The 26,276-nt window shown below is 49.3% G+C and carries 21 protein-coding genes and 1 pseudogene; 15 read left to right on the top strand and 7 right to left on the bottom strand.

The features are described 5' to 3' along the window. The first annotated feature begins 11 nt into the window (after positions 1-11). The gene (locus tag FYJ53_RS12145; protein WP_148428539.1) at positions 12-1,394 is read left to right on the top strand and encodes an SLC13 family permease; all 1,383 of its coding nucleotides are present in this window, start codon (positions 12-14) and stop codon (positions 1,392-1,394) included. A 111-nt stretch (positions 1,395-1,505) separates the two neighbouring features. Here FYJ53_RS12145 and FYJ53_RS12140 read toward each other — a convergent pair whose 3' ends face one another. Beyond that, a complete protein-coding gene (locus tag FYJ53_RS12140; RefSeq protein WP_013378462.1) occupies positions 1,506-2,780 on the bottom strand; it encodes an MFS transporter in 1,275 nt (424 codons plus the stop codon). A gap of 58 nt (positions 2,781-2,838) precedes the next feature. Then, a complete protein-coding gene (locus FYJ53_RS12135; RefSeq protein WP_148428537.1) occupies positions 2,839-4,356 on the bottom strand; it encodes a BCCT family transporter in 1,518 nt (505 codons plus the stop codon). Between the two features lie 333 nt (positions 4,357-4,689). Between FYJ53_RS12135 and FYJ53_RS12130 the strand changes: the two genes are divergently transcribed. From FYJ53_RS12130 to FYJ53_RS12090, 10 genes and pseudogenes are all read left to right on the top strand, one after another. After that, positions 4,690-6,147, top strand: coding sequence for a trimethylamine methyltransferase family protein (locus tag FYJ53_RS12130; protein ID WP_038353400.1), 1,458 nt, complete (start codon positions 4,690-4,692; stop codon positions 6,145-6,147). 105 nt (positions 6,148-6,252) lie between these two features. Next, a complete protein-coding gene (locus FYJ53_RS12125; RefSeq protein WP_148428535.1) occupies positions 6,253-7,629 on the top strand; it encodes a trimethylamine methyltransferase family protein in 1,377 nt (458 codons plus the stop codon). A 16-nt stretch (positions 7,630-7,645) separates the two neighbouring features. Beyond that, the gene (locus tag FYJ53_RS12120; protein WP_013378457.1) at positions 7,646-8,293 is read left to right on the top strand and encodes a B12-binding domain-containing protein; all 648 of its coding nucleotides are present in this window, start codon (positions 7,646-7,648) and stop codon (positions 8,291-8,293) included. After that, positions 8,283-8,471 (top strand): annotated as a pseudogene (locus FYJ53_RS21875) (winged helix-turn-helix domain-containing protein); the annotation flags it as partial. The gene FYJ53_RS12120 and the pseudogene FYJ53_RS21875, both read left to right, overlap by 11 nt. A 9-nt stretch (positions 8,472-8,480) precedes the next feature. Continuing rightward, entirely contained in the window at positions 8,481-8,981 is a 501-nt protein-coding gene (locus FYJ53_RS12115; protein ID WP_195840254.1) for a UTRA domain-containing protein, read from the top strand. A 21-nt stretch (positions 8,982-9,002) separates the two neighbouring features. Further along, positions 9,003-9,692, top strand: a complete 690-nt coding sequence (locus tag FYJ53_RS12110) for a GntR family transcriptional regulator (protein WP_013378455.1) — start codon at positions 9,003-9,005, stop codon at positions 9,690-9,692. A gap of 343 nt (positions 9,693-10,035) precedes the next feature. Further along, positions 10,036-11,274, top strand: a complete 1,239-nt coding sequence (locus tag FYJ53_RS12105; protein ID WP_148428531.1) for a tyrosine-type recombinase/integrase — start codon at positions 10,036-10,038, stop codon at positions 11,272-11,274. Positions 11,275-11,466: 192 nt separating this feature from the next. After that, a complete protein-coding gene (locus FYJ53_RS12100) occupies positions 11,467-12,270 on the top strand; it encodes a nucleotidyltransferase family protein (protein ID WP_148428529.1) in 804 nt (267 codons plus the stop codon). Between the two features lie 4 nt (positions 12,271-12,274). Next, positions 12,275-19,411, top strand: coding sequence for an Ig-like domain-containing protein (locus FYJ53_RS12095; RefSeq protein ID WP_154557355.1), 7,137 nt, complete (start codon positions 12,275-12,277; stop codon positions 19,409-19,411). A 12-nt stretch (positions 19,412-19,423) separates the two neighbouring features. After that, complete coding sequence (locus FYJ53_RS12090; protein ID WP_148428526.1) at positions 19,424-21,058, top strand: hypothetical protein; 1,635 nt, start codon at positions 19,424-19,426, stop codon at positions 21,056-21,058. Between the two features lie 59 nt (positions 21,059-21,117). Here the strand turns inward: FYJ53_RS12090 and FYJ53_RS21505 are convergent, their stop codons facing one another. Genes FYJ53_RS21505 through FYJ53_RS12070 form a run of 4 tightly spaced genes read right to left on the bottom strand, consistent with a single transcriptional unit; the run spans position 21,118 to position 22,515 of the window. Beyond that, positions 21,118-21,639, bottom strand: coding sequence for a peptidoglycan-binding protein (locus FYJ53_RS21505; protein WP_148428524.1), 522 nt, complete (start codon positions 21,637-21,639; stop codon positions 21,118-21,120). Continuing rightward, a complete protein-coding gene (locus tag FYJ53_RS12080) occupies positions 21,636-22,031 on the bottom strand; it encodes a holin family protein (protein WP_090412098.1) in 396 nt (131 codons plus the stop codon). Before FYJ53_RS12080 ends, FYJ53_RS21505 begins: the two co-directional genes overlap by 4 nt. Before the next feature lie 10 nt (positions 22,032-22,041). Next, entirely contained in the window at positions 22,042-22,269 is a 228-nt protein-coding gene (locus FYJ53_RS12075) for a DUF2922 domain-containing protein (RefSeq protein WP_090412096.1), read from the bottom strand. 21 nt (positions 22,270-22,290) lie between these two features. Beyond that, positions 22,291-22,515 carry a DUF1659 domain-containing protein gene (locus tag FYJ53_RS12070; protein WP_148428522.1) on the bottom strand — a complete coding sequence of 75 codons (225 nt, stop codon included), beginning with the start codon at positions 22,513-22,515 and terminating at the stop codon, positions 22,291-22,293. 187 nt (positions 22,516-22,702) lie between these two features. On the opposite strand from FYJ53_RS12070, the gene FYJ53_RS12065 reads away from it, so the two are divergent. Continuing rightward, a complete protein-coding gene (locus tag FYJ53_RS12065) occupies positions 22,703-23,473 on the top strand; it encodes a sulfite exporter TauE/SafE family protein (protein ID WP_148428520.1) in 771 nt (256 codons plus the stop codon). A 39-nt stretch (positions 23,474-23,512) separates the two neighbouring features. Here FYJ53_RS12065 and FYJ53_RS12060 read toward each other — a convergent pair whose 3' ends face one another. Then, the gene (locus FYJ53_RS12060; RefSeq protein WP_090412091.1) at positions 23,513-24,406 is read right to left on the bottom strand and encodes a LysR family transcriptional regulator; all 894 of its coding nucleotides are present in this window, start codon (positions 24,404-24,406) and stop codon (positions 23,513-23,515) included. A gap of 156 nt (positions 24,407-24,562) precedes the next feature. On the opposite strand from FYJ53_RS12060, the gene FYJ53_RS12055 reads away from it, so the two are divergent. From FYJ53_RS12055 to FYJ53_RS12045, 3 genes are read left to right on the top strand one after another with little or no spacing between them, the layout of a single operon-like run. Then, positions 24,563-25,132, top strand: coding sequence for a sugar O-acetyltransferase (locus FYJ53_RS12055; RefSeq protein WP_148428518.1), 570 nt, complete (start codon positions 24,563-24,565; stop codon positions 25,130-25,132). 29 nt (positions 25,133-25,161) lie between these two features. After that, positions 25,162-25,704: a flavodoxin family protein gene (locus FYJ53_RS12050; RefSeq protein ID WP_148428516.1), complete on the top strand. Its 543-nt coding sequence runs from the start codon at positions 25,162-25,164 to the stop codon at positions 25,702-25,704. Positions 25,705-25,731: 27 nt separating this feature from the next. Next, entirely contained in the window at positions 25,732-26,244 is a 513-nt protein-coding gene (locus FYJ53_RS12045) for a cyclophilin-like fold protein (protein WP_227929851.1), read from the top strand. Positions 26,245-26,276 lie beyond the last annotated feature (32 nt).

Below are 26,276 nucleotides of genomic sequence, written 5' to 3'. Positions count from 1 at the left end.
GGGGGATTGTTATGAATGATACTTTGAAAAAAATGGATCGCAAAAATCTGGTCAAGTGGATCTGCGTCTTACTTGTGCCTATTCTTATAATGCTGATACCGGTGCAGGGGGTTTTTACCCCCGCGCTCCGCACATTCAGCGCCATTACCATTACCGCGATTTTACTCTTTGCTTTTGGCCTTTTGCCTAACTTTATTGTGGCTATAGCCCTTCCAATTTCCTACATGCTGCTGAATGTAGCAGCTCCGGACGTTGCTTTTGCCGCCTGGTATGGCAGTATCCCCTGGATGTTTATGGGTGGATTTTTGCTGGCGAATGTTCTCGAACGCATCGGGTTACTCAACCGCATTGCCTTATGGAGTATTATCAAAACCGGCGGAACTTACAGTGGTATTCTGTGGGGACTTACTCTCGCGGGTATCATTTTAAACCTCATTGCACCAGGGGAATCCTTTGTTCCCATGGCCGCTTTATCTTTTGGTATCTGCAAAGCTCTTAATTTCGAGAAATCCAGAGAAAGTGCCGGCATTATGATGGGCGGATTCTTTGCCTCATGGTTTCCGACCTTCTTCCTCTATAACCCAACTTTCGCCATCATGCCCTCTTTAGGAAAAGAAGTCATGCCAATTCAGGTAACCTGGATACAGTACTTTTTTAACAACCTTCCCTTTGTGCTCTGGCTGGCCCTCTGTATTTTTATGGTTATCAAGCTCTGCAAGCCAAAAACTGCCATCAACATCAAAGATTACGCCGTTGAGGAATACGCTAAACTTGGAAAAATAACAAAAACAGAAATAAGATCTATCTTTGTTGTGGCTCTGTTGTTTATCTTCCTCTTTACAAGCGGCATGCACGGCATTGATGTGGGCTGGGGCTTTGCCTTAATTCCATTGCTCTTCTTTATCCCCGGGATTAACGTTGGTAAAGCCGAGGATATCAGTAAAATCAACTTTAATATGACTATTTTCACCACAGCCTGTCTTTCTATTGGTTATGTCGCAAACTCTCTGGGCGTTGGACAGATCATTGCAGACGCAGTGCTGCCCATGCTTCAGGGAAAAAGCGCTTTTTTCGTAATTGGCGCAGTCTGGCTGGTTTGCGTCGTGGTAAAATTCTTTTTGACACCACTGGCGACTTACGCGACACTGACCGTCCCATTAACACAAATTGCCCTGAGCCTCGGCATAAGCCCTCTGGTCATTTATTACACCATGAGTGTAGCCACCACTGAAATACTCTTTCCATACCAATGGGCGCTGGTCCTTATTTTCATGGGATATAACCTAACCAGCGGTAAAGACTTTACCAAAATATGGGGAACCAAGCTTATTATGAGTTTTGTATTTATCCTTGCCATCGCAGTGCCTTACTGGATGCTCATCGGATTAATATAAACCTTACAGCTCTTATGCTGAAACACTGAATCAAAAAACCTGCTCCTTTAAATTAAGGAGCAGGTTCAATATTTTTTATCATCCGACTCATATAACCATCAACTTTTCAGCTTACACGTTTTCTGCCTGCGCTGCCTGTTCCAGCTGTTTGGTCTTAACACCGCGCCGTTTCAGTAAAATAGCGGAGAAAACACCGAGAACAGCCCAGACCACCATCCAGACCAGCATCATATTAAAGCCCAGCTCTACATTGCCGCCTGCTTCACCATAGGCCAGAAAACGGCTGATGATGGGCGCGACAAAGATGTCTGGCGTCAGCGCGATAAAGGAGATAATTCCAGTGGCGATGCCGGTCATGGCTAACGGCACGCCCGCTTCACCCAGAATCGACCAGTAGGTGGATTTAAGCACATTGACCAGATAAGCCAGAATAACGGTGATGACCACGCAGACCGCCACAATCTTGGAGGTAAACAATATCGCCAGCACACAGACGCCCGTGGCCAGGAAGGTCCAGAACATGCCCTTGCCTTTATAACTGAACTTGTCCATGATAATCCCGCCGGAAATGCCGGCCACAAAGACAATGATGTAGCTCCGGATAATGGACAGAGTGCTTGAGAGCTCTGGTGAAATGTTCAGCACACGGGTACAGTAGGTGCCCATGTAGCCATTGGCGGTATTCCAGAGCGTATAGCCGCACATGATCACAAAAATACACAGCCAGGTGGAGGACATGCCAAAAGCTTTCCACATGCTTTCCTTTTTTTCTGCCTTGGCGTTCTGTTCTTTTTTGCCCTTATCAAAATCCGGTACCAGAACAATTACCAAAACCGTCAGCAGGGCAAAGGCCGCAGCGTTGATTAAAAGCACTGCTCTGAAGCCAGCCGCCTGAGTGGCAAAAAGGCCCATGGCCCACAGGCAGAGGAAGGCGACTGCTGTCTGTCCGATACCGCGCAGCCCTTCACTGATACCAAACAAACGTCCCTGTTCATTTTCGCTGCCCAGGTTGCGGATGGCCTTAAGGTAAGGCGACCAGAAGGTGCCCACACTGAAGATGCCGTAAAGCGCGTGAATGATAATGAGCGCTGTGTAGCCCGGGAAACTCGAATACCACAGTGTTACCAGGCACATGGCCCCACAGGACAGAATTAACAATTTTTTTGTATTAAACTTTTCAGCCAGAATACCGCTCGGCACATAGCCGATAACATTAAAGAGCCCGTAAACGCCTGCGATGGTCCCCAGCTGAACATCGTTGATATTCAATGCCACGATCATCTGGTCATAAAAGGAAAACCGGATCAGCGGCGTCAGGTAAGCGATCCCAGCGATCATACTCAGAATGACGAGAACAATATTTCTTTTCTTTTTATCTAATTCCATAATTACCCCTCCAAATTTAACAAACAATCATCTTTCCCACTCTTTGCTGATGGCAGCACTACTTATCGAATTCCTCTTTCTTAAGATACTTGAAAAATCCTGCCAGCATCAGGCAGATAATAATCAGGAATGGGAAACTGAAAGCAAAGGACAATGACTGCACTGCAGAAAGCCCTCCAGTCACAATAAACATAATGGCCAGCAAGCCTAAGATCACACCCCAGATGACCTTGATAAGCTTCTGGGAATTTTCTCTGCCCCTGGAGCTCATGGTGCTCACCACCTGCACACCCGCGTCGGCTGAGGTCAGGAAAAAGACCAGCAGCGACAGCATGACAAGGACAGATATAACACCGGACAGCGGCAGGTTACTGAGCATCTGGAATACTGAGCTGTTGGTATCCACAGCGCCGTTCTGAATCACGCTGCCAGGATTGGCAAGCTCCATATTAAGGCCGGTTCCGCCCATAATCCCAAACCAGATACAGCTCATGATGGTCGGAACGCCCAGAATGGCAAGGACAAACTCCCGGATCGTGCGCCCTTTAGAAATCTTGGCAATAAAACTGCCCACAAAGGGTGTCCAGGTAATCCACCAGGCCCAGTAAAAGACTGTCCAGTTACCGATCCAGTTTTCACCCGTATGAGCCGCCACGGTGCCGTTGGCATCGGTGAAAAAACTCATGGGAATAAATTTAAAAATATAATCGCCGATACTTTCCAACGTAATATTAAAAATATACAGTGTTGGTCCTGCCAAAAGGACAAACAGCATAACAGCGAATACGATGACCGTGTTGGTATTGCTGAGAAGCTTCATGCCCCGGTCAATGCCCGCTGTCGAGGAAATCACAAACAGAATCGTGCAGATAATGACAATCACCACTGCCAGCAGCGTTCCGCCCGAGATATGAAAAACAAATTCCAGACCACTCTGAATCTGCAGCGCGCCCAGCCCAAAGGATGTGGCTACGCCGATCAGAATCAATATCACCGTAAAGGTGTCAATTCCTTTTGAAAACCCGCCCTTAAGCGCCTTATCGCCAAGAAAAGGGTAGAAGGAAGAGCTTACCAGAAGCGGCAAACCTTTCCTGAAATGGAAGTAGGCCATGGGCAGCGCGACCGCCGCGTACAATGCCCAGGGATGCACTCCCCAGTGCAGAAAAGTATACTGGAGGGACTCCACAGCCGCCTCCGGTGTCTGCGGGTCCGCGAAGGGCGGCACCATAAAATGGTTCATGGGCTCTGCCACGCTCCAGAATACCAGGCCAATGCCCATACCTGCCGCAAAAATCATTGAAAACCAGCTGATGTTGCTGTACTCAGGCTTTTCATCATCTCCGCCCAGCCGTATTTTTCCATATTTGCTGAACGAGACAAACAAGCAGGCGACAATTACAAAGAGCGCAAAGCCAATATAGGCAAATCCCAATGTGTTCGTAAAGAAATTAAAAATACCAGAAAATACGCTTGCGACCTGTTCTGTAAAAACAATGCTGACAATGGCCAGTAACAAAGTGATACTTCCGGCTACCAAAAAAATTGTTTTATCTACAGACTCAAATATCTTTTTCATAATTGCCTCCATTCTGAGATAAACAATGACAACGATCAGAATACTTTAATAAAAAGCATGCCAATTTGTGAAATACATGTCTTTTATAAACGCAGTATAACACGATTTTATTGGAACCGTCAACCTAAAAAATAAATATTTTTCTTTTTTTACGACATTTATCCAAGGCTTCTATAGAAGAAAACCCAGATTTTTTACTAAATAGCGGGTTTTTATCCTTGAAATTCATCGTTATTTTTTTGATTTTTCCATTTTTTAGTATTGACAACCTTTCCATATCGTGATATATTGTGCTTGTGAAATACATGTATTTATTAAATTTGGAGGTGTACCATGTACGTTAACAGAAGATTTTATGACAAATATGTTTCTACCAGAGATGTTGAATTATTACACGAATACTCATTAAGAGTTTTGAAGGAAGTAGGGGTTTCCTTCGATTGTGAAGAAGCGCTGGAAATATTTAAAAAGCACGGCGCTACCGTTGAAGGCAGTATTGTAAAAATTGATGAAGACCTGTTAAATCAGGCGCTGGAAACTGCACCCAAGACATTCACCATAACCACATCTGCCGGTGAAACAAAAATCGGCGAACGCTATAAGCCAAAAACAGTTGGCTGCTACGGACCACCGAAATTCTTATTTGAAGATGACGAATACCGCGTTGCAAAAAAAGACGACATGGTTAAATTCCTGAAATTAATGGATACCAGCGATGTCACTGACTTTGTCAACAACTCCGCTTACGATACACCGGATCTGGATAAGACCAAAGAAGATTTCTATCTGCCTCAGGTCGCCATGTGCCTGAAGTATTCGCAGAAACCGACCTACGGCAATGTTGCCAACAGCATGAACGTCCGGGGCAAAAGCTTAAAACAGGAAGCGAAGGACATCGCAAAGCTTTATAAAGAATTCTATGACATCTGGGACCGCCCGGTGCTCTTAACCAATACCTGCGCACTGTCACCACTCGGCTACTCCTATGAAGTTCTTGACAATATCATGGGTCTTGTTGAAGAAGGACAGCCGGTTACCATCATTACCTGCTCCATGACCAACCTGACCGCTCCTGCGGCTCTGCTTGGTTCTGTCATCCAGAATAACGCCACCATCCTTGCCGGTATCGTTTTAACTCAGCTCATCAACCCTGGCAACCCTGTGATCTACGGAACCGTTTCTACCGCTACCGATATGCGCAACGTGGCTTGCTCCATCGGCGCACCGGAAGCCCAGCTGATCCAGATGGCTTCTCTGGCCCTTGGCCGTTACTACCAGCTGCCAGTAAGAACCGGTATCGCCGGCACAGACTCTTTAAAACCAGACTATCAGGCCGGTGTTGAAAGCTTCATGATCTTAATGACTACCTATCTTGGAAAATCTGACTTTGTCCTGAACCACGCTGGTATTCTCCAGGCCTACGCACTGGGCAGCTATGAAAAATTTGTTCTTGACGAAGAAGTCAACCGTATTTTACTGCGTCTCAACAGAGGCATCGACATCTCCGATGTCAAGGCTGAAAAAGTATTTGACGCCATCAAGAAAGCCGGTCCTCTGGGCAATTACCTGTCCGGAAGAACACCAAAGGAATACCGTCAGGAACATTGGCTGACCAAACTCTTTAACCGCCAGGCCGGCAACCCGCAGCCAATCTTCGATGAAATCGGCGATCTCCGCGAACGTGCCAGCAAAGAAGTTGAAGAACGTGTCGCAGGCTATACATTACCTGACTTAACCAAGACTCAGAAGGATATTTTAAACCGTTATCTGCCTGAAGACGAAAAGTTTTAATTAACCCTCTATATATAGTATTCATTTTTCGGATAAAATCTGGTATCATTAGTGGTATCAGATTTTATTTTTGTTACCCGGTTATACTTAAAAGGAAGGTCACCCATGAAACTACGCTATTCATTTTCTGAAAAAGAAGAGTGCCAGCAAATTCATGAATATTCTCTGGATATTTTGGAAAACACAGGTATTGTTGTTCATTCTGAAAAAGCAAGAAACACCTTTAAAAAAAACGGCGCAAAGGTGGAAGGCAAAAAGGTCTTTCTCCCGCCCAAAATCGTAGAAGACCATCTTGTCCATGTGCCCCCCTCCTTTACCTTTAACACTCCCGGACACCGAGTAACCGTGGGTGACGGCACCACCTGTACCATGCCGCCCTACGGCGCCACCTACGCAAAGAAAAACAATGTCAGCCATCTGGCAGGGCGTGAAGACTTTATCAATTTTACAAAGCTCAACCAGGTGAGCAGCCAAATGAGCATGGCCTGCCCCTATGTCCTTGAGCCCATGGATGTTCCCATTGATTTCAGAGAAAAGTATAAAATGGCCATGTGCCTGAAATACTCCGACAAGCCCACATTTTCCATGACCCAGGACGGCCCGTCGGCACGGGAGAGCATTCGTTTTGCAAGAGAATACTGGGACTCCCAGGACAGCAATATACTCATCGGAAATATCAATATCTCCGCGCCGCTGATCATGGGAGAGGGTACTGCCGACGTTATTCTGGTACACGGCGAGGAAAGCCAGCCTCTGATGGTAGCCTGCGGCAGCGGACTGAGCGGGCTGACCGCACCGCCTTTGCCAGCAGCCAACTTCCTCATCAGCAACGCTGCGGTGCTGGCCGGCATTATTCTGGCCCAGATGGTACGGCCAGGCCTTCCCATTGTTTATGGCTTCCCGCTTTTTGGCGTGAACCCTTTAAGCGCAGACGCCTCCCCCGGCGAGCCGACCACCGCGCTCTTTACCATGGCCGCGGCGGAAATGGGGCGGTTTTATAAGATTCCCGTCCGGTCCGGCGGCGTTTTTACAGACTCCACATACCTGGATTACCAAAACGGTGCTGAGAGTTTCATGAATCTTTTTTCCTGCCTGTTTTCTGGTGTCGACTGCATGATGCACGCCTTTGGCATGGAGGATTCCCTGAACACTGTCAATTACAATAAATACATCCTGGACGAAGCCCTCTACAGCACCATCAAGCATTACCTGAACGGCTTTGAGGTGAACGCAGTTACGCTGATGCTCGACGCCATCAAAAAAAATGGCTGTACTGATAACTATATCAACATGAGTAATCTCCGGCTCATCCGAAAGCATTACGCGCCCTATCCCTTTAAAAACACCAACGGGGAACAGGACATCCTGGAAGAAACAAGCGCCATCATCGACGAGCGGCTTGAAAATTATGTAGCGCCGTCACTGACCCACGCGCAGCAAAAACGCATTGAAGGCTATCTGCCCAAAGCATTCATCGATTAAAAAGGAGGCATTCCCATTGCTAGAATCCATCGTAACCGCTGTTAAGAAACTGGAAGAAAAAAAGGTCATCAAGCTGGTACGCTACGCCGTTAAGGAAGGCGCCTCCCAGATGCAGATCATCGAATCCGTTCAGGCCGGACTGGACGAGGTGGGCAAATATTTTGAGACCGGCCGCTATGGCGTCACAGATCTCATGATGGCCGGCATCATTTTTGAGGAAATTTTGAAGCTCGACTGTCTGAAGCTCGAAAAAGAAAACCCAGAGGAGGCCATCGGCACCATTCTTTTATGCACCATCGAATGTGATCTCCACGACATTGGAAAATCGATTTTTAAAAGCGCGGCCCTTATGTCCGGCTTTAAGGTCATCGACCTGGGCATTGACATTTCGCCGGAAAAAATTGTGGCGGAAACAAAAAAATCCCATCCCGATGTGATTGCCATCAGCTCAATTATGGCAAACGGCGTAAAATATATGAAGGAAACCAACGAGCTTCTGGTAAAGGAAAACCTGAGAGACGAGGTGAAGATCATCCTCGGCGGCCTGTCAACGCATAAGGACGCTGTGGAGTACGTGGGCGCCGACGCTTTTACCAAGGATGTTTACGAGGGTGTAAACCTCTGTAAGGAATGGATGGAGGGGGGCGTTTCCCATAAGCTATAAATACGACGAAATCTGCGATAAAATAAAAAATAAAATCAAGCAGCGCATTTATCTGCCGGATACGCCGCTGCCCCCGGAGAACACCCTTGCCGAGGAATTTAAGGTCAGCCGGATCACCATCCGCAACGCCCTGCGCAACCTGATCGAGGAGGGCTATGTCTATACCATTCCCGGAAAGGGCAACTATGTGCTGGCTAAAACCAATGACAAGTTTGTCCTCTCCCTGAAGCCTGAAAATATTTTAAAGGAGCCCTACAACCGCGTAGAACTGCTGGGCTCAGAGATCATCAAGCCCACCATCGAGCTGGTCTACCATCTGCGGGTCGCGCCGGACTCCCGTATTGTGCTCATCAACTGGCTCTTGTTCAGGGACGACCTGCCTGTCATTTACGACAATCAGTTTATTCCTTATTTCCCCGGCATTTCTCTCTGGAACGACGATTTTGAGTACAACAGCTTCAGCGAAATCGTCAACCAGCGGAACCACCTTTATATTACCCAGGAGCGCATCCATATCGAGGCAGTGGGCTGTGACGCCCAGGCCGCGGAAAAGCTGAACATCCCAGAAGACACCCCTGTCATGCAGATTACCCAGAACCTCATGGATAACGACGACCCGCTGGGCATGCGCAAGCTTTATATAAGGAAGGAATGCTGCAAGCTGACCGGCATTACCTATCTGCCGTAAAGGCCAAAGCAGGTGACATCAATGAAAGTAAAAATATACGATCAAATCATCAATGATATTATGGATGACATCCACTACGGCAACCTGAAGCCCGGAGAAAAACTCCCCACCTATGCTGAGCTGGCGAAAAAGTATAATACCAGCATCGTCACAGTCCGCAAGAGCATCTCCTCCTTAATTAACAAGGGGTATCTGAGCGCAGTGGAGCGGGTCGGGACCTTTGTGCGGGAATGCGAAAAGGAGCAGTACCTCATCAGCTTTGCGCCCCAGGCCAATATTAACGAAGAAATCACCGAGATCAGCGTGGAGGACATCAGCCTGTCCCTCATTAAAATGCGGGAGATCCGGCAGGAAATGAAAGCCGTGGAAATGCGCCAGATCCTGTACTCCGACACACTTCCCATCTGCTACATCATTACCGCGCTCCTCTTAAACGGCCGCTATAATCCGGAAAGCATGGCGGACATGACCGAAAGGAACCTCCAGACCATCAATAAAATCCTCGATGGCTTTGAGATCAAAAAAGTCCTCGAGATCACCATGGATACCCCAAACCGGTTTATCCAGAACAAGCTGCTGGTGGACAGGGACGACCCCGTGTTCTGCTTTACCACCTATTATTACACCATGAAGGACGAACCCGTTGGAAAAAGCGTGCTCTACGCAGCGGGGGAGAACATTGATTTGTATGGGAAATCTTTTTTGAAATAAACTTTTCTTTTAGAAAAAGCACAGCTGCATGGAAACAGCTGTGCTTTTTTACTTCCAAAATTTGCAGAAATCTTCTCTTTATCAAAATAAAGCTCAAAAATATAAAAAGCTCGTGGAATAATGTCATTCCACGAGCAAAAATAACGTGCTCTTTAGAGAAAATATTAAATATTGTTTTTATTATATCACTTTCTTCATTAAATATGTATATTAATTTTTAAAAAAATTACAATTAAAATCTTTTTTTGCAAAAATTTGATTGCCTAAGTAGCACTTTTAGAGCTATTGAAGTTTTATAATTATTATATATCTGGTCAAAAAAATGGTATAAGGAGGTAAGGCAATGAAGAAGCATCGCAAAAATATATATCAACGCTCTGATAACCGCTACGAAGGGCGTTATATTACTGGCTATAAGGAAATTCATGGTAAAGCAATTTATCGGTCAATCTATGCCGACACTTATCGGGAAATTGTAGCGCTCTTGGAAGAAGCTGAAAAAAGTGTCTCTGAAAAAGTAGCGTTTGAACGTCTGATTCGCAAACAGAAAAGAAACAATCTGCCCGTGACAAGTTTAGAGCACATGGCCGAAAATTATTCTTTGAGAAACTCTGTCCAGGGAGGCACAACGCTGAGACAATGCCTTGTCCAATGGCTGGAAGAACATAAAAAGTTCTCAGTAAAAGCCTCCTCATACACGCGCTATTGCAGCATCGTTTATAAACATATTGTGCCGCAGCTTGGTGATTTTCCGGTCGCTGATGTCACAGCGGCGGTAGTCCAGGACTATATTCATTATCTTCGTACAGACGCGAATAAGCATAAGGGACTGGCGCCATCGACGATAAAAATTCACCTTGTTCTGCTGTCATCTTTTTTTGAAAAAATGATCGAATTAGAAATGGTTCAGAACAATCCCTGTGAAGCGGTCCGGATTCCACCCAGTCAGAAGAAAAAACCCAATTATCTAAAGCAGAATGAGTATCAAAAATTAGAAAAGGTACTCGAGGATAAAATCTGCGACAAAAGAGCCCGCGCCATCCTGCTCGCCTTAAAAACAGGTATCCGCCTGGGTGAGCTGGCAGCCTTGCGCTGGACAGACATTGATCTTCAGTCAAAAACAATTCATGTCCGCCATTCAATCCAGCGGGTCAAGGCCAAATCGCCTGGAAAAAATAAAACCGAAATTGTATTTGGCCAAACAAAGTCCGTCTGTTCCCAAAGAGACATCCCTATGAACGACGGTATCTACACACTTTTATACTCATACCAGAAGGTCTTGAAAAAAAGCGGCATTTTCACTGAAGAAAGCTTTGTGTTCAGTAACCGACAGGGCTCCTATCTTGACCCGCGGGCTTATCAAAATTATTTTTCAGAGCTTTTGAAGAAAGCAGGCATCCGCTGTGTGAATTTTCATGCTTTGCGGCATACCTTTGCCACCATCGCGGCCAGCAAAAATATGCAGATTTCAACGCTGAGCAGAATTCTTGGACACTCAACTCCCACCATAACCTTACAGATTTACGTACACGCCGTTGATGAACAGGACCGTATCGAGATGGCTAAAATCGAAAGCATTTAAAATCTGGTCAAAATCTGGTCACAGAATCGAAAAATCCCCGTACTTATGGAATGAATGCAGATAAGTTCGTGGAATGACATTATTCCACGAATGAAAAACGAGCTGTGCCTGTATCCTCTAAACAGGTAGCTAATATTATAAACAAATAAGGTTAAAGAAATATTTAATCGCTTTTGGGCTTAAGGAGACAGTATGAAAGAAAATACGGTTGAAATGCAATATCTGTATGAACTGGCAGCTTCAGTGCTTGAAGTGCGCCCACCGGCCCGTCCTCCCTCAAAATTAAATTGGGAGCTTGTCTGCCGGGAGGCAGAGCGTTTATCCATGCTTTCATTTATCTGTTATGGTTTGGAAGGCCTGGGTGAAAACGATCAACCCAGTAATTCTGTCATGTCAGAATTAAAAAAATGGAAAATTAAGGGTATATTAAAAGAAGCCGAACAGCAGCGGCTGCTGACAAATGTATTCTGCGGTTTTGACGCGCAAAATCTAAAATGCCTTTTGTGCAGCGACCTGCCCTTAAAGCGCCTGTACCCCTATCCAGACCTGCGCTTCCGCCAGGAAGTCGAGGTTTTTATGCCCGCTGAAGCCATTCCCTGTGCCCGCTGTATTCTGCGGGATTTGGGCGGTTCGCCCGTGGCAGCGGAGAGCACGGATTTTGGCTGCTGCCGGTTTGGCCAAACCACCCTCACTGTAAAAAAATACGCTGATGAAGCTTCCTTTCCATCTCCTGGCGAAAAAATTCAAAAATACAAGCATTATTCAAACATATATGAGCTGCTGCCAGAAGCCCTGTACAGACAGCTGGCCGGCAATGCCGCCCGCGATCAAAAAGAGTTTATCTGGCTATACTTTGATTTAAGCATGCTCCAGCGCTTTTATCATTTTAGTTTACCCGCGAGACACAGCGCTTTTCAGGTAAACCTGAAATCCCTATTTTCCCACCAAGGGCAGCGTCCCTTAAATATAGATAAAACAATCATACATGAGAGGTAAAAAGATGAAAAAGAAAAACATCGCGATCGTCCTTTTGGCAGTGATCACCATACTTTTACTGGTTTTTGGCTGCGGTAAAAAGAGCAGCCCTCAGGCAGAGGCAAAGGTCTTTGACACAGCCGGAACCTACAGCGATCAGGCCACCTATGGTGACGTGCAGATTAAATCGGACGGCGTCACTTTAGAGAACGCCACTATCACCGGCACCCTGACCGTAGACAAGGCCGTCGGAGAAGGAACCGTCATCATCCGGAACAGCCGTATATCAAAGGATACGGACATTAACGGCGGCGGCGCAAACTCCGTCCATTTTGAAAAAACCGTATTGAATAAAATCAATGTCAATAAAAAAGACGTCCGTCTTATTCTGGACAAAGAATCCGAGACGGCCGAGCTGAATGTTGCCCAGCCCGCAAAGCTGGAGCTCAGCGGAAAGGTCACCACCCTGTCAATCGCCAAAAACGGCGGGGGCAGTACGATTGCCATCGCCAAAGACGCAAAGGTCGAGACCGTCAAGCTGGACGGCAAGGCTGAAATGACAGTCGACAGCCCGATTAAAACACTGATCGTCGGGGAAAACGCCCAGGAATCCAGACTCGTCATCAATGGCAGGATTGACAAGCTTGACGTGAACGCCAGGGCAGAGATCAACCTCAATGCCGGCGCCGAGGTCGGAAAGCTCATCGTGACAGACAAAGCCAAGGACAGCACTGTAAACATCGCAAAGGACGCCAAGGTGAGCACACTGGCCACAGAAACCTCACTGAGCCTTAACGGCGAGGGCAGCGTCGAAAATGTCATTACCAACAAAGAAGAAAACATTCAGGGCAGCATCAAGCCCGCCGGCATCCGGGTTTCCGCCAATCCAATCGCGAAAAGCCCCAACGGAAACGATGTAAACAGCAAAACAGACGCGGCCAAAAATACCGATACAAACACCAGCACGACGGCCAACAACAGCTCCACTGGCAGCACCAGTCCTGAAAATAACAATACCAGCAGTAATACTGGCAATACCGGCAGCGGACAGGACAATCCACCGGCACCGCAGCCAGCTCCCGGCCCAGCGCCACAGCCGGCACCTGATCCGACACCAACGCCAACTCCACCGCCGACGCCAACACCAACACCATCTGTGGTACACGTGACCGGCGTAACCCTGGATCAAAGCCAGCTGATCATGACCGTGGGTGACAGCACTGTATTGACCGCCAGGGTCGCTCCGGACAACGCCACAGACAAGACCATCGCATGGTATGCCGAGGACAGCAAAATCGCAGCCGTCGATGGAAACGGCAAAATAACCGCCCTTGCAGAAGGCCAGACCAGGATCACCGTTGTCACAAGGGACGGGGACCACAAAGCCCTCTGCGATATTACCATCCACAAAAAAGCGCCAACGGATATCCCCGTTGAGAGCATTGCCATTCAGAAAACAGCGGACAGCATTGAGGTGGGGAATACCCTGCGCCTGACCGCTTCTGTTAAACCCGATAATGCCACGAACAAAAACGTTAAGTGGCACAGCGCCGCAGAGAGCGTTGCCTCCGTCGATGAAGCCGGCGTCGTCACCGCCAAGGCGCCCGGTGACGCGGTTATCACAGCGACTCCTGAAAATCCGGCCTCGCCTTCCGTCACTACCGCCATCACCCTCCGGGTAACCGCGCCGTTTAAGGCGGTTGTCATGAGCGGCAGCGGAAAAGCGGTTATGGTCGGGGATGTCCTTACCTTCACCTCAGTCGACCCGGAAAACGGGTTATCCGATGCCCTGTTCTCCTGGAAAGCAGACGGGCAGGAGGTTGGCAACGGCAGCGCCTATACGGTGAGCGAAGGGGATATCGGCAAAGCCCTGACCCTGACCGTCACCGGCAAAGAAAACAGCCATTACACCGGCAGTGTGACAAGCGAGGCCACCAAAGCCGTCACAGCCAACAAGACCGCTTTAACCGCTGCCCTCAACGCAGAGATCGGGGAGGATCACCAGAACCCCACCTATAAGCTGAAAAAAGACGACTATAAAGCAGTCACCTGGAACACCTACACCGATGCCGTCAATGCCGCCATTGGTGTGGAAGCCGATCCACTGGCCACCACCGGGCAGGTGAGCGCTGCCATCAACAACATTGGTACCGCAAAAGCCCAGTTGATTTTTGCCGGTATCGACAAGCTGGAAGAACTGAAAAAGACAGCCGACGCCAAGCAGGAAAGTGCCTACACCGCTGCCAGCTGGCAGGCATTCCAGAGCGCCTATGGAGCAGCAAAAGCACTGCCCGAAACCACACAGGCAGAAATTGTGGCAAAAACAGAAACCATCAGCAAGGCCATGGACGAGCTGGTCTTAAAGACACCTGTCACCGCTGTTCGCCTGAGTATTGAAAAGAATCAGGCCGTTGTCGGGCATCAGGTCACAGCCACCACTGACCCCGAAGACGCCACAGTCACCTACCTGTGGCAGAGAGGCAACGGCACCGCCTTTGAACCCATCCCCGGTGAAACCAGCGCAGTTTATACCTTAAGCAAGGAAGATATCGGTAAAACGCTTCAGCTGACCGTCACCGGAACCGGCGATTATCAGGGCAGCTCAAGCGCGAGCATCAGCAATATTCTGGATAACAAGGTCACGGGCGTCACCCTGGATCAAGCGACGCTGGACATGAAAGCCGGCGATTCCAAAGTGCTGACCGCAACGGTCACACCGGAGTACGCGGCGGATAAAACCGTTACCTGGAGCAGCAGTGACGCAGCCGTGGCAGCCGTTGACGCAGACGGCAAAGTCACCGCTGTGGCAGCGGGCCAGGCCACTGTCACAGTGACCACAACAGACGGCGGAAAAACCGCTGCCTGTGCTGTCACTGTCAGTGAAGATATCCCGCAGATTAAATTCGATCATGCGGCACCAAATGTTTATGACACCATCACCATTCAGGGGCTTGACAACAGAGCATACCAGTACCAGTGGTCTGTGAGCGATACAAAGGACGGAAACTTTACCAACATTGAGGGCGCAGTCAATGCGAGCTATGAGGTAACCGCCAATGATATCGGCAAGTTCATTCAGGCAGAGGTAAAAAGCAGCGACCCCGGCATTGTCGGGACTTCAAAGGCCGTCACCACGGCCGCCGTAGCTGTGGGCGCCTGGGATGGCAGCCGAGTGGACACCACCTGGTTTGACAATACAAAAACAAGCTTTGAAATCAAGACACCTGCCCAGCTGGCAGGCCTGGCAGCCTTGGTTAACGGCGACGCAAAAGACCAGAACAACACCGCTCTGGCCGCCAATGATATGGCAGGCAAAACATTTATTTTGATAAATGATCTGGATTTTTCTGGAAAAGAATGGACACCCATCGGAAAAACCCTTGCACCAGAAGACGCAACACCAGAAAATTACAATGAAAAAGCAACAAACTTTTATTTTAAAGGAACCTTTAACGGAAATAAAAATACCATCAAAAATCTGACGCATACCATTGAAAACACGGTCTCCGTCGGTCTCTTTGGCAATACACTAAATGCTACCATTCAAAATTTGACCTTAGAAAATGTCAATATACTAGGCCATTACGGTGTTGCCGCCATAGCGGGCTATGTCTATGACGGGTCCACCATCGAGAACTGCCATGTAACCAGCGGCACTATTAAAGGCGCCGACTGTGCCGTCGGCGGGATTGCCGGACAGATCAGTAACATGGATGAGCATTCCAGTGGCGCTATCACCATCAAAGATTGTACAAACGCAGCGCCCGTCTCCATGGAATATTCGGATTATAAAGCAATCACAGACACAGAGCCTTTCTTTACAAAGCACCGTGGCTGGCACTTTGGAGGAATTTTCGGTTCCGTCTCCACGACCACAACCCCTGCAAACACCTTGAACACAGTCATTACAGGCTGCACAAATACCGGGGATATTACAGGTACACAGCTTGGTGGAATCGGCTCTTTCTTCTACAGCGGTTCGGGCTCAAGCATTGAAAACTGCACAAACACCGGCAAACTGACACAGCCGTTAACCGCACCGGTTGGCAATGTCGGAGCAGCAGGGGGGATTATCTCCTATAATAACATTTCCGCTGTCAATAATTGCACAAATGAAGGGACAATTTATACTGCCGGCGGTTTAAAAGAGGCGCTATCCCTCAGTAAAAAAGGTACCTATGTACAATCGCCAAAAATCGAACTCATTGAAAATATAGAACTTGACGGTAGCTCGACAATACCACAAGGCGTTACACTCACCATCCCTGAAAGGCAGACACTCACCATTCCAGCGGACAAAAAACTCACCAACGACGGGACCATCATCAATCACGGAAAGATTATCTGCAAGGGCGTTATCTCCGGAACCGGAAGCATCGAGGGCAATCAGCCTGAGATCTCGCAGATTACCTTGAATCCGACAAGTGCCACGATTACCGGAACCGCCGGCACAGCCATTGCCGAGTATGATTTGACACAAAAAATCACCGTTGAAAATGACGCCGCCGTTGGCGATGTCACTTATGCGGTGAAAGAGGGTTCGTCCTTACCGGACGGACTGAAGCTGGAAAACGGTAAAGTCACTGGCACCCCGAGGGCAGCAGGAAACACCACCTCGGTCATCGAGATTACCGGGAGAAACACGACAAAAGCCCACCTGTCGCTGACCTTTGAGATTAGCGCCAGCAATAAGCTCTACGTCGACGCCAGTCAGGGCGATGACAACCATACCGGGTATGATGAAGCCAATCCGCTGAAAACAATAGAAGCGGCTCTGGAAAAGGCTTCGGGTACAGAACAAACCACCATCTATGTAACCGGCGACGTGAATATTGGCAGCGAAAACTTATACACGGTCACAAAGCCCGTGCATTTTACCGGTAAAGATACTGGAAATGGAAGATTGGTCATGCAGTCTGATTTGATCTTTGACGCCGACACCGTTTTTGACAATATCAAACTAAATCCCAACGGTATCCGGTATATTTACGCCAACGGCCATAATTTTGAGTTTGGAGAGGGCATGGAAATCATTCCCATGGATGAAAAGTATAACAACAATTTATCCTTATACTTTGTTGCCGGCGGCCTTAACAAAACCGTTGCCTCAACCAACTTTACCATGAAGAGCGGGCGCATCAGCTATCTCTTTGGCGGCGGCAAAACCACCGAAGCCAACGCAGATGCCAGCGTCACTGGCGACACGCACATCACCATCACAGGTGGATATGTGGATGATTGCTTTGTGGGCGGCGGATATGCAGATGGCGAAAATTCCAAAGCCGATGTGAATGACACCCATATCTCGATCGACAGCAGCACCTTCAATATGGGCTATTTTAACAGCGATAACAGCATAGACGAAGGAAATATTTACGCAGGCGGATGGGCTTTAAGCAAAAATGCAAGAGCAACAGCAAAAACGACAAACCTTACACTTAAAAATCTTGTGAACTTTAATGCGTCTGTTTTAGGCGGCGGCCATTCGGACAGCACCGATAGCGACGCATCAATTGAAAATACAAATATTATAATTGATAAGCTCACAACAACAGGCTCTGTCATTGGTGGTGGGATGGTTTTTAATTCCGGAACTAATGTCAATGTAACCGGTACTGCGACAATAGATATTAAGGATAGCACCATCCCGGAAATATTCGGTGGCGGGTTTGCTCTCAGCAGTAAGACCGCAAATGTTACAAATATTGTTATAAAAGCTCAAAACATTCGTTTGCAAGATAACAACAAAAGCGATAAAATTGGACGATTTTATGCGGGCGGCTGCAGCTATGACGGCACAGCTGTCGCGGAGGTTGGCGACGCTACCGTTCACATTAATGGAAACCTCTACGTCGGTGATGCCCAAAATCCAGCCACAGAAGGCGAGATCATCGACCATGTCAAAATGACAGGCTATGTCAACGCAAGCGGACAGGCCCCGATCACAGGAAAAACCGAATTATACATCAACAATATTTTGCAGAAATTAAATTGGGCTAAGACAGCGGATACCAGCTGGTACAATGACAACGACACAAGTTTTACGCTTTCCTCCGGCGAGCAGCTGGCAGGACTGGCAGCCCTGGTAAATGACGGAAATGATTTTTCCGAAAAAACCATTCAGCTGAGTCAGGACATTGATCTGGACAATCGGGAGTGGTCCCCCATCGGAAAATCGGACAAGCCTTTCAAGGGAACCTTTGACGGGCAGACCCACAAGGTTTCAAATTTGAAGATAGCCTCAGCGTCCTTAAAGGACGCAGGGCTCTTTGGCGCAGTCAGTGACAGTGCAATCCAAAATCTCAGCATTCAAAATGCGGACATTACCGTCAGCGAAGGAGCGGGCGCCCTGGTTGGATCGGTTGCTGGCAATACGACGATCAAAAAATGCGACGCGGCAGACGGCAAAATCCAGGGAAACCTTGATGTCGGCGGTCTGGCTGGCCGCACCGGCGCGGGCACGGTCTTTGTAACCTGTAATGTAACCAACAGTACCGTCTCAGCGGTTGCGTCTCAGGGCGATCCCTATGCGGGCGGCATTGTCGGTAAAGCTACAGCTCCGACGGTAACACTGACCAACTGCACAGCTTCCGGCAATACGGTTACGTCTTACAAGGATGGATGCAAGGGCGATCTCGTCGGCGGCCCGGCGGCAAATTGGATTGATGGATATGATTTGGCCTCTGTTTTTAAAGACAGCGAAACGATGGCTATATCAAACGATGAGGGCGACATTAGGTCTTTCATACTTTTAGAAAATGAAAATATCTATGATACATTAGGCTGTCATGTAAATAATTGTATAATGCCCAAGGATCCCGAAAATCAAATCAGCAATCAGGTTATTGCTATTCAGTTCGATACAAGCGATCCAGACAAAATGAAAGCTTTAAAAGACGGAATTTTTCAAAGAATGAATGAACAAATTGATTCTTTTATACAGAAAAACCCTGAATCAGAAGATTTCTACAACAGTCTCAGACGCGTACCAGAATGTTATCTCATTGACAAAAACATCATTTACTTAAACTACTGTGGTCACGCTCTGTACTTACCAGCCTATCAAAATGAAGAGAAAACATGCATCTATGACCCAACCAGTCCTTGTCCATCCGACCACACCCCATATATCAAAGAAATGCTTGAAAATTATATAAAATAAGGAGGAAAACAAATGATTTCGAAAAAGCATTTTATCCGAACAGAAGCTGTCCTGTTGATTTGTCTGATGCTGTTCTCAGTTCTTTGCGGCCATCCCGTAAAGGCTGAGGACGCTCCGGACAATGTGCCGGCCGCGGAGGAGACCACCGCTGTGGACGCTCCGGAACAAGAAAACCTGGAAACAGACTCCGCCAACGACGCAGCGGTCCCGGAGGCGGTGGAGGAAGTGCCAAAAGCGGCGGAAACCCTTCTGCCTGCTGAGGAACCCCTGCCGGCGGAAGAAGCCCCAGCCGAAAATACCACGGTGTCTGAGGCATCCCCGGCGGCCAATGGTGTCACCGAAGTCAGCACACTTGATGCCCTGATCGCTGGTATCGCAAACGGCGATGTAAAACTGACGGACAACATCTACGGCGTCACCAATACCATCACCATTCCCGCAGGACATGTTCTCGACGGCAACGGCAAAACGATCAGCGTTTTTACAGACACCGGTGAAACCGCGGAAAACTTCGCAATGCCCGCAGACCACGGCCTCTGCGAAATGATCGCTGTGGAGGGCACCCTGAAAAACACAGAAATCGTCGCGCCCCGCTCTGCCGGAATGGGCACACCCTATTATGAACCCCAAAGCGACGTGAGACCGGATAATTACCGCTACGACCATATCGCGGCGGTTCATGTTAAAGCTGGCGGCACACTTGAACAGTCAAGCGTTAAATACGGCAAGTATGGCGTGCGCTTATCCGGAAATGCCCAAGTCTCAAATGTATGGGTACAGCAGGCTGGACAGGCTGCCTTTTATGTATACGCCGACACACCGCTGACTGGAGATGCCCCCTCCATCACTCCAATCTTAACCAACGTTCATGTAAAAACAGAAACCAGCGCGGATAATGTGGACTACAAGTATGGCGTTGGCATCTATATCGAGCCGAAAACCGAGTATAGCTCTAAAAGCATAACTTGGAAAAGTCAAACCTATAAGTACACACAGCGCAGAGAATACCAGGACTATGTTAAAAATGTAAAAATGACCCTCAATAATTACAGGTCTTATTCCTGGGCCAGTGAGGACGAGGTGGTCACCAGCTTGAGAGCGGCTGCCGGCAGCAAGGAAATCACCGCTCTTGAAGGCGTTAATGAAAACTCTGGAATGGGTACCCCGCAGCTGCAGGCCATGATACGGGGCGACGGCGGAAATCCTTTTAAACTGTCGGACAATTTCCGCCACGGCACCGACAAAAAGATCAATCTCGGGGCCATCTGGTTTGACAAAAAATTCATCGGAATATCCTTACCTTTTTTAGGCACAGCCATTCCTTTTGACAACATTGAACAGTCCCTCGCAACAGCGCGAGGCAATGGGCTTTATAAAAATTGGGCCCTTCGCTATACAAACACTACCTCTCAAACCTGGTCGATTACCCAGCAATACCCTGGTTTAGAAGCCATTGAAATGACCGGCAGCCCTTATCAGGACCAGATCGTATCGACATTTCAGGCATACGGCAAATCCTACGGCTTCGACGTCGCCTTCCACTATGTGGGCGCCAGCAAGGCAAGTGACACCACTGCTTTTGAAGCGTACTACACCGAGACACAGCCTGAAAAGTTCATTCCAGTAATCACCAGCACCGTCAATTAGTATCTCACATTCATTTTAATCCGGGCATTGGAACGTCTTCCAATGCCCGGATTTCTTATTTATACCTCCACATGCACAAACAACTGCTCAGGGTACTCGATCACACCCAGTCCCAGGTCTCTGGCCACTGCGGCCACCTCGGAGTAGTGGACGCCGGGGCAGTACAGATCAGCGGCGCAGCCGATCTTATGCTTTGAGTGCTCGATGCCGCCCACCTCGTGGTTGCGCTGTGTGCAGCGCACGCCGGAGGTGATGATGACCGGGCGGCCGAGGCGGTTTCTCAGGTTTTCGACCTGGGCCAGCAGGGCTTCCTCCATGAGCTCGGGGAACCCGGCGCAGTACATGCCACCACAGTCGCACTGGTACTCGCCCATGGCGAAGTGCTCGCTAGCACGGCTGTCTTTATAGGCCTCTGCCAGAAGTCCCCGGGTTACCGGGCCCACAATGCCGTCGGCCTCGATGCCGGTCTTTCGCTGAAAGGCTTTGACGGCCGCCTGGGTGTTGGGGCCGTCCAGGCCATCGTGCTCACCCGGGTTATAGCCCAGGTGGGATAAAATTCTCTGTACCTCTAAAATACTCATTTCTTTTCCTCTTCATCCTTTGTAAATTCCTTGAGCACGGCCTTAAGCTTATCGGGAATGGGAATAAATTCTGCAGCGTTTTCGACCAGCGAGATGCCTTCATTGGAAATGTAGAAAAGCACAGTGATATCCCGGATGGGCAGCTCGGCCGTTATGATCCTCTGGACCATGAAGGCGGCGCTGACCACCAGAAACAGCATCAATTTTTTCAGTATTCCGTAAAAGCCCACCGCGCTGGAAAGCTCATGCCTGTAAATTCCCTTGATAACGCCGGACACATAGTCCAGACAGACTAAAACCGTGAGTACCACCAATAAATCATCGAGTCCCCCAAGCAGGAAGGAGAGGGTGCCGCCTGCCACAGCGGCGGCCCCCCGGATGATTTCCCGCATTTTCCGCTGCCTAAACCAAAGCCACTTCGGTTTTGGTGGTGTCAATGCGCACTGCGGATACCAGCGCCGCCAGGGGCTGTCCATCGGGGGCGAAAATCCCCTCGGTTAAAATACCGTTGGCGCCTGTGGCGATCTCGGCATCGGTGATGCCATCCTTATAATCCGGAATGGTCAGGGTATGGTTTTTGCCGTTGGCCAATTCGTAAATCAACTGTAAATCTTTTGAAACATCTGCCATTTTTCTTTTCCTCCTCTATCCTTACGCGACATCCATGAGCTCTTCGGCAATGGTTTTGGTGCAGGATTCGCCGATGGGCTCCTGCATGTTTTTGATCAGCTTGTAGGTATTGTAGATGCTCTCATTGGTGGCATCGCTTTTGACATCGCCGTAGGTCTTAGACCTCTTAACGATTTTTCCATTTTGTTCTCCATAGTTTGAAACAATTTTCAAACCGACACTTTTTACATTTGCTGTTACTGCCATTGTGAACCTCCAAAAGTTTTTCAGGTCTGCGCGCTGCCTGTGATTTTAGTTTAAGACCTGTCAAGGCTTTTTGCAAAGGGATTAAGAGGGCAGTTTTGCATTGACACCCACCGCATTAAGGCATAGAATATAGGTTATACTCATAAATTTTCAGGAAAATCTTTTGGACAGACGAGGGGGAACGTCTATGCTGTTTAAATTTATCATCTGCTTTATCGCTGGTATCGGCGCGGGGCTGGGGACAGGCTTCGCGGGCATGAGCGCAGCTGCGGTCATCAGCCCAATGCTCATTACCTTCCTGGGGGTACCGGCCTATGAGGCTGTGGGCATTGCCCTGGCCAGCGATGTTCTGGCCAGCGCGGTCAGCGCGTACACCTACGGTAAAAATAAAAATCTGGATATTAAAAACGGGCTGGTCATGATGGCGGCGGTTCTGTGCTTCACGCTGGTGGGCAGCTGGATCTCCAGCCTGATCCCCAGCACCGCCATGGGCGGCTTTTCGGTTTTCATGACCCTGCTGCTGGGCATTAAGTTTATCGTGAAACCCGTGATGACCACTAAGGAATCCATGACGGGCACAAGCCCCAGAAAGCGCTTTGTGCAGTCGGTGGTCTGCGGCATGGCCATTGGCTTTATCTGCGGCTTTGTGGGCGCGGGCGGCGGCATGATGATGCTGTTGATCCTGACCAGCGTGCTGGGCTATGAGCTCAAAACAGCGGTGGGTACCAGTGTTTTTGTCATGGCCTTTACGGCATTTACCGGCGCGGTCAGCCATTTTGCCATCGGCGGACCGCCGGATGTCTGGAGCCTTGTTTTCTGCATTTTATCCACCCTGCTCTGGGCCAGAATCGCGGCCAAGTTCGCCAACAGGGCCAGCCCCATTGTGCTCAACCGGGCCACCGGTGTGGTGCTTTCCATTCTTGGGGTTTCCATCATCCTTGTAAACTTTCTGAAATAAAAAACAACCGCATCCCTGCGAAAGGGTACGGTTGTTTTTTTATTCGCCATCATCTTCTGTCAATAATGCCTGGAGCTGCTTTAAAAAGATTTCTGAGGCCCTTGAGAAAGCCGGATGCTTTTTCCAGACGATGTCCAGGTGGGCCTCCAGGCGGGGCTTCAGTGGACGGAAGCAAAGGGCGCTGTCACCGGTAGTATTCACCAGCCTGTCGAGGCACAGGGCATAGCCGATGCCCTCCTCCACCATGAGGGCCGCGTTGTAAATCAGGTTATAGGTCATCACGACATTCACTTTATCCGCGGCGCTGCCGAACCAGCCGGACAGCTCGTTCTGCCCGAGGGCCTGCCTTGAGCAGAGCAGCGGGAGGCCCCTCAAAGCCTCTGCCTCAATGGCAGGAAGAACCGCCAGAGGGCTGTCCCTGCGCATGAGCACGCCCCAGGTGTCGGCGGCCGGGAGGCGCATGTAGTCATACTTTGTAATATCGCCCGGCTCAATCAGAACGCCAAAATCAAGGAGGCCCCGGTCCAGACGCTCGGTGACTGCCTCGGCGTTTCCGCTGAAAAGGTGCACCCGGATATTGGGATACCTTTCACGCATTTTCCGGATCACCCGGGCGATAAGCCGCATGGCCTCGGTTTCTCCGCCGCCGATATAGACATCGCCGCCGACAATCGCATCGGACGTTTTAAAATCCGCCTCGGTGCGGTCCGCCAGGTCTATGATCTCCTGGGCCCGTTTGCGCAGGAAAGCGCCCTCATCGGTCAGGGTAACCCTTCTGCTTCCCCGGATAAAAAGCTTTTTCCCCAGCTGCTCCTCCAGCTCCATGAGCTGGCGCGAGAGGGTTGGCTGCGTTACATGCAGTGACTCCGCGGCTCCGGAGATAGTCTCCTCTCTGGCGACTGCCAGAAAATAGCGTAAAACCCTCAGTTCCATTGGCTGTACTCCCTTTCTCTGTTTCCTCCAGTATAGCGGCGCGCTCCATGCTTGTCAAGCATAGCATTGTATAGCCTATAAGTATTTGCTATTGCAGCAAGGCAGGTTATATAATAAAGCCATAAAAATAAATTTTTGAAAGGAAGTCGATTGCCAATGAACCTCGACATGTTTTTAGATCATTTAAATAAAGGCCTGACTGTTGACGGCGGATCAGAAGCACATGAATTTATGCACAAGGTCAGTCAGGAGGCGCTTCGGATCACCAGTGTGCTCAACAATACCTACCAAAGCCCCGAGGAAATCCGGAAACTCTTTTCAGAATTGACCGGCAAGCCTGTGGACGCTTCCTTTGGCCTGTTTCCTCCCTTTTATACAGACTGTGGCAAGAACATTACAGTGGGAAAAAATGTTTTTATCAACAGCGGCTGCCGTTTCCAGGATCAGGGCGGTATCACCATCGGTGACGGCGCGCTCATTGGTCATAACGCAGTGCTGGCCACCCTCAACCATGACTTTTCCCCCGAAAGGCGAACCTCCATGCACCCGGCGCCTGTGGTCATCGGCAAAAATGTCTGGCTGGGCGCAAGTGTCACTGTGGTGCCCGGCGTGACCATCGGAGATAACGCGGTTATCGCTGCGGGGGCGGTGGTCACAAAGGACGTTCCGGCAGGCACCATCGCCGCCGGAGTCCCCGCGAAGGTTCTCCGTGAGCTTAGCGTATAAAAAATCCTTAAAGAAAGAGGTTATCCATTATGAAGAAAAATATCTTAATCCTTTCGACCAGCCCCCGCAAAGGCGGCAATTCCGACACGCTGGCCGATGAATTCGCACGCGGCGCACAAGACGCAGGCCACAAGGCCGAGAAAATCCGTCTGGCTGGCAAGAGCATTGGCTTCTGCCGGGGCTGTCTGGCATGCCAGAAAACCAGACGCTGTGTCGTCCAGGACGACGCCAGCGCCATTGTAGAAAAGATGCTGAGCGCCGATGCGCTGGTATTTGCCACCCCCATTTATTTCTATGAGATGTCCGGCCAGATGAAAACACTGCTCGACCGCAGCAACCCTCTGTTTCCGGCCGACTACGCTTTCAGAGAGATCTATCTGCTGGCGGCCTCGGCGGATGAAAACAGCGACTCAATGGATGGGGCTGCCAAAGGCCTCCAGGGCTGGATCGACTGCTTTGAACGCGCAGAGCTGGCCGGTGTGCTCCGGGGCACTGGGCTGGACACTGTGGGCGCAGCCAAAAATGCCCCGCTTATTTTAAAGGCGGCCTATGATATGGGCAAATCTGTCTGAATAGGCGAATCGGAGGTCGTAAAAGTGATGCTTCGCCTGAAAACTGCTTTCCTGTGCTGTTCTCTGCTTCTGGCCGTTTCCTTCACAGGCTGCTCCCCAGACATGACCGCCTCAAGCGCATCCGAACCGGAAAAGCCCAGCCCTTCTGTCCAGCCCTCTGCGCAGCCCGGGGACAGCACCGCTGCTGCCACAGCGCTGCGCATTCAGGCTGGGGACAGGGTCTTTACCGCGCGGCTGGAGGACACCCCAGCCGCCCAGGCTCTGGCCGCCGCCATGCCCATGACCTTAAATATGGATGAAATGAACGGAAACGAAAAATATTTCTTCCTCTCAGACGCACTGCCAACAAACGCTGGGCAGCCGGGCCATATTGCAGCCGGCGACCTGATGCTTTACGGAGACAACTGTCTTGTTCTGTTCTACGAAAGCTTTCAGAGCGCTTACAGCTATACCCGCCTTGGTTCCATCACAGACACTGCAGGCCTGGCCGACGCCCTCGGAAGCGGGAGCGTCCAAGTGACCTTCAGCCTGGCTGAATAAAAGAACCATAAAAAACACCCTGCTTGCACTTA

Source organism: Eubacterium sp. BL-380-WT-2B, assembly GCF_009696115.1.
GTDB lineage: Bacteria > Bacillota > Clostridia > Eubacteriales > Eubacteriaceae > Eubacterium > Eubacterium callanderi.
This window is presented reverse-complemented; position numbering and strand designations above follow the sequence as displayed.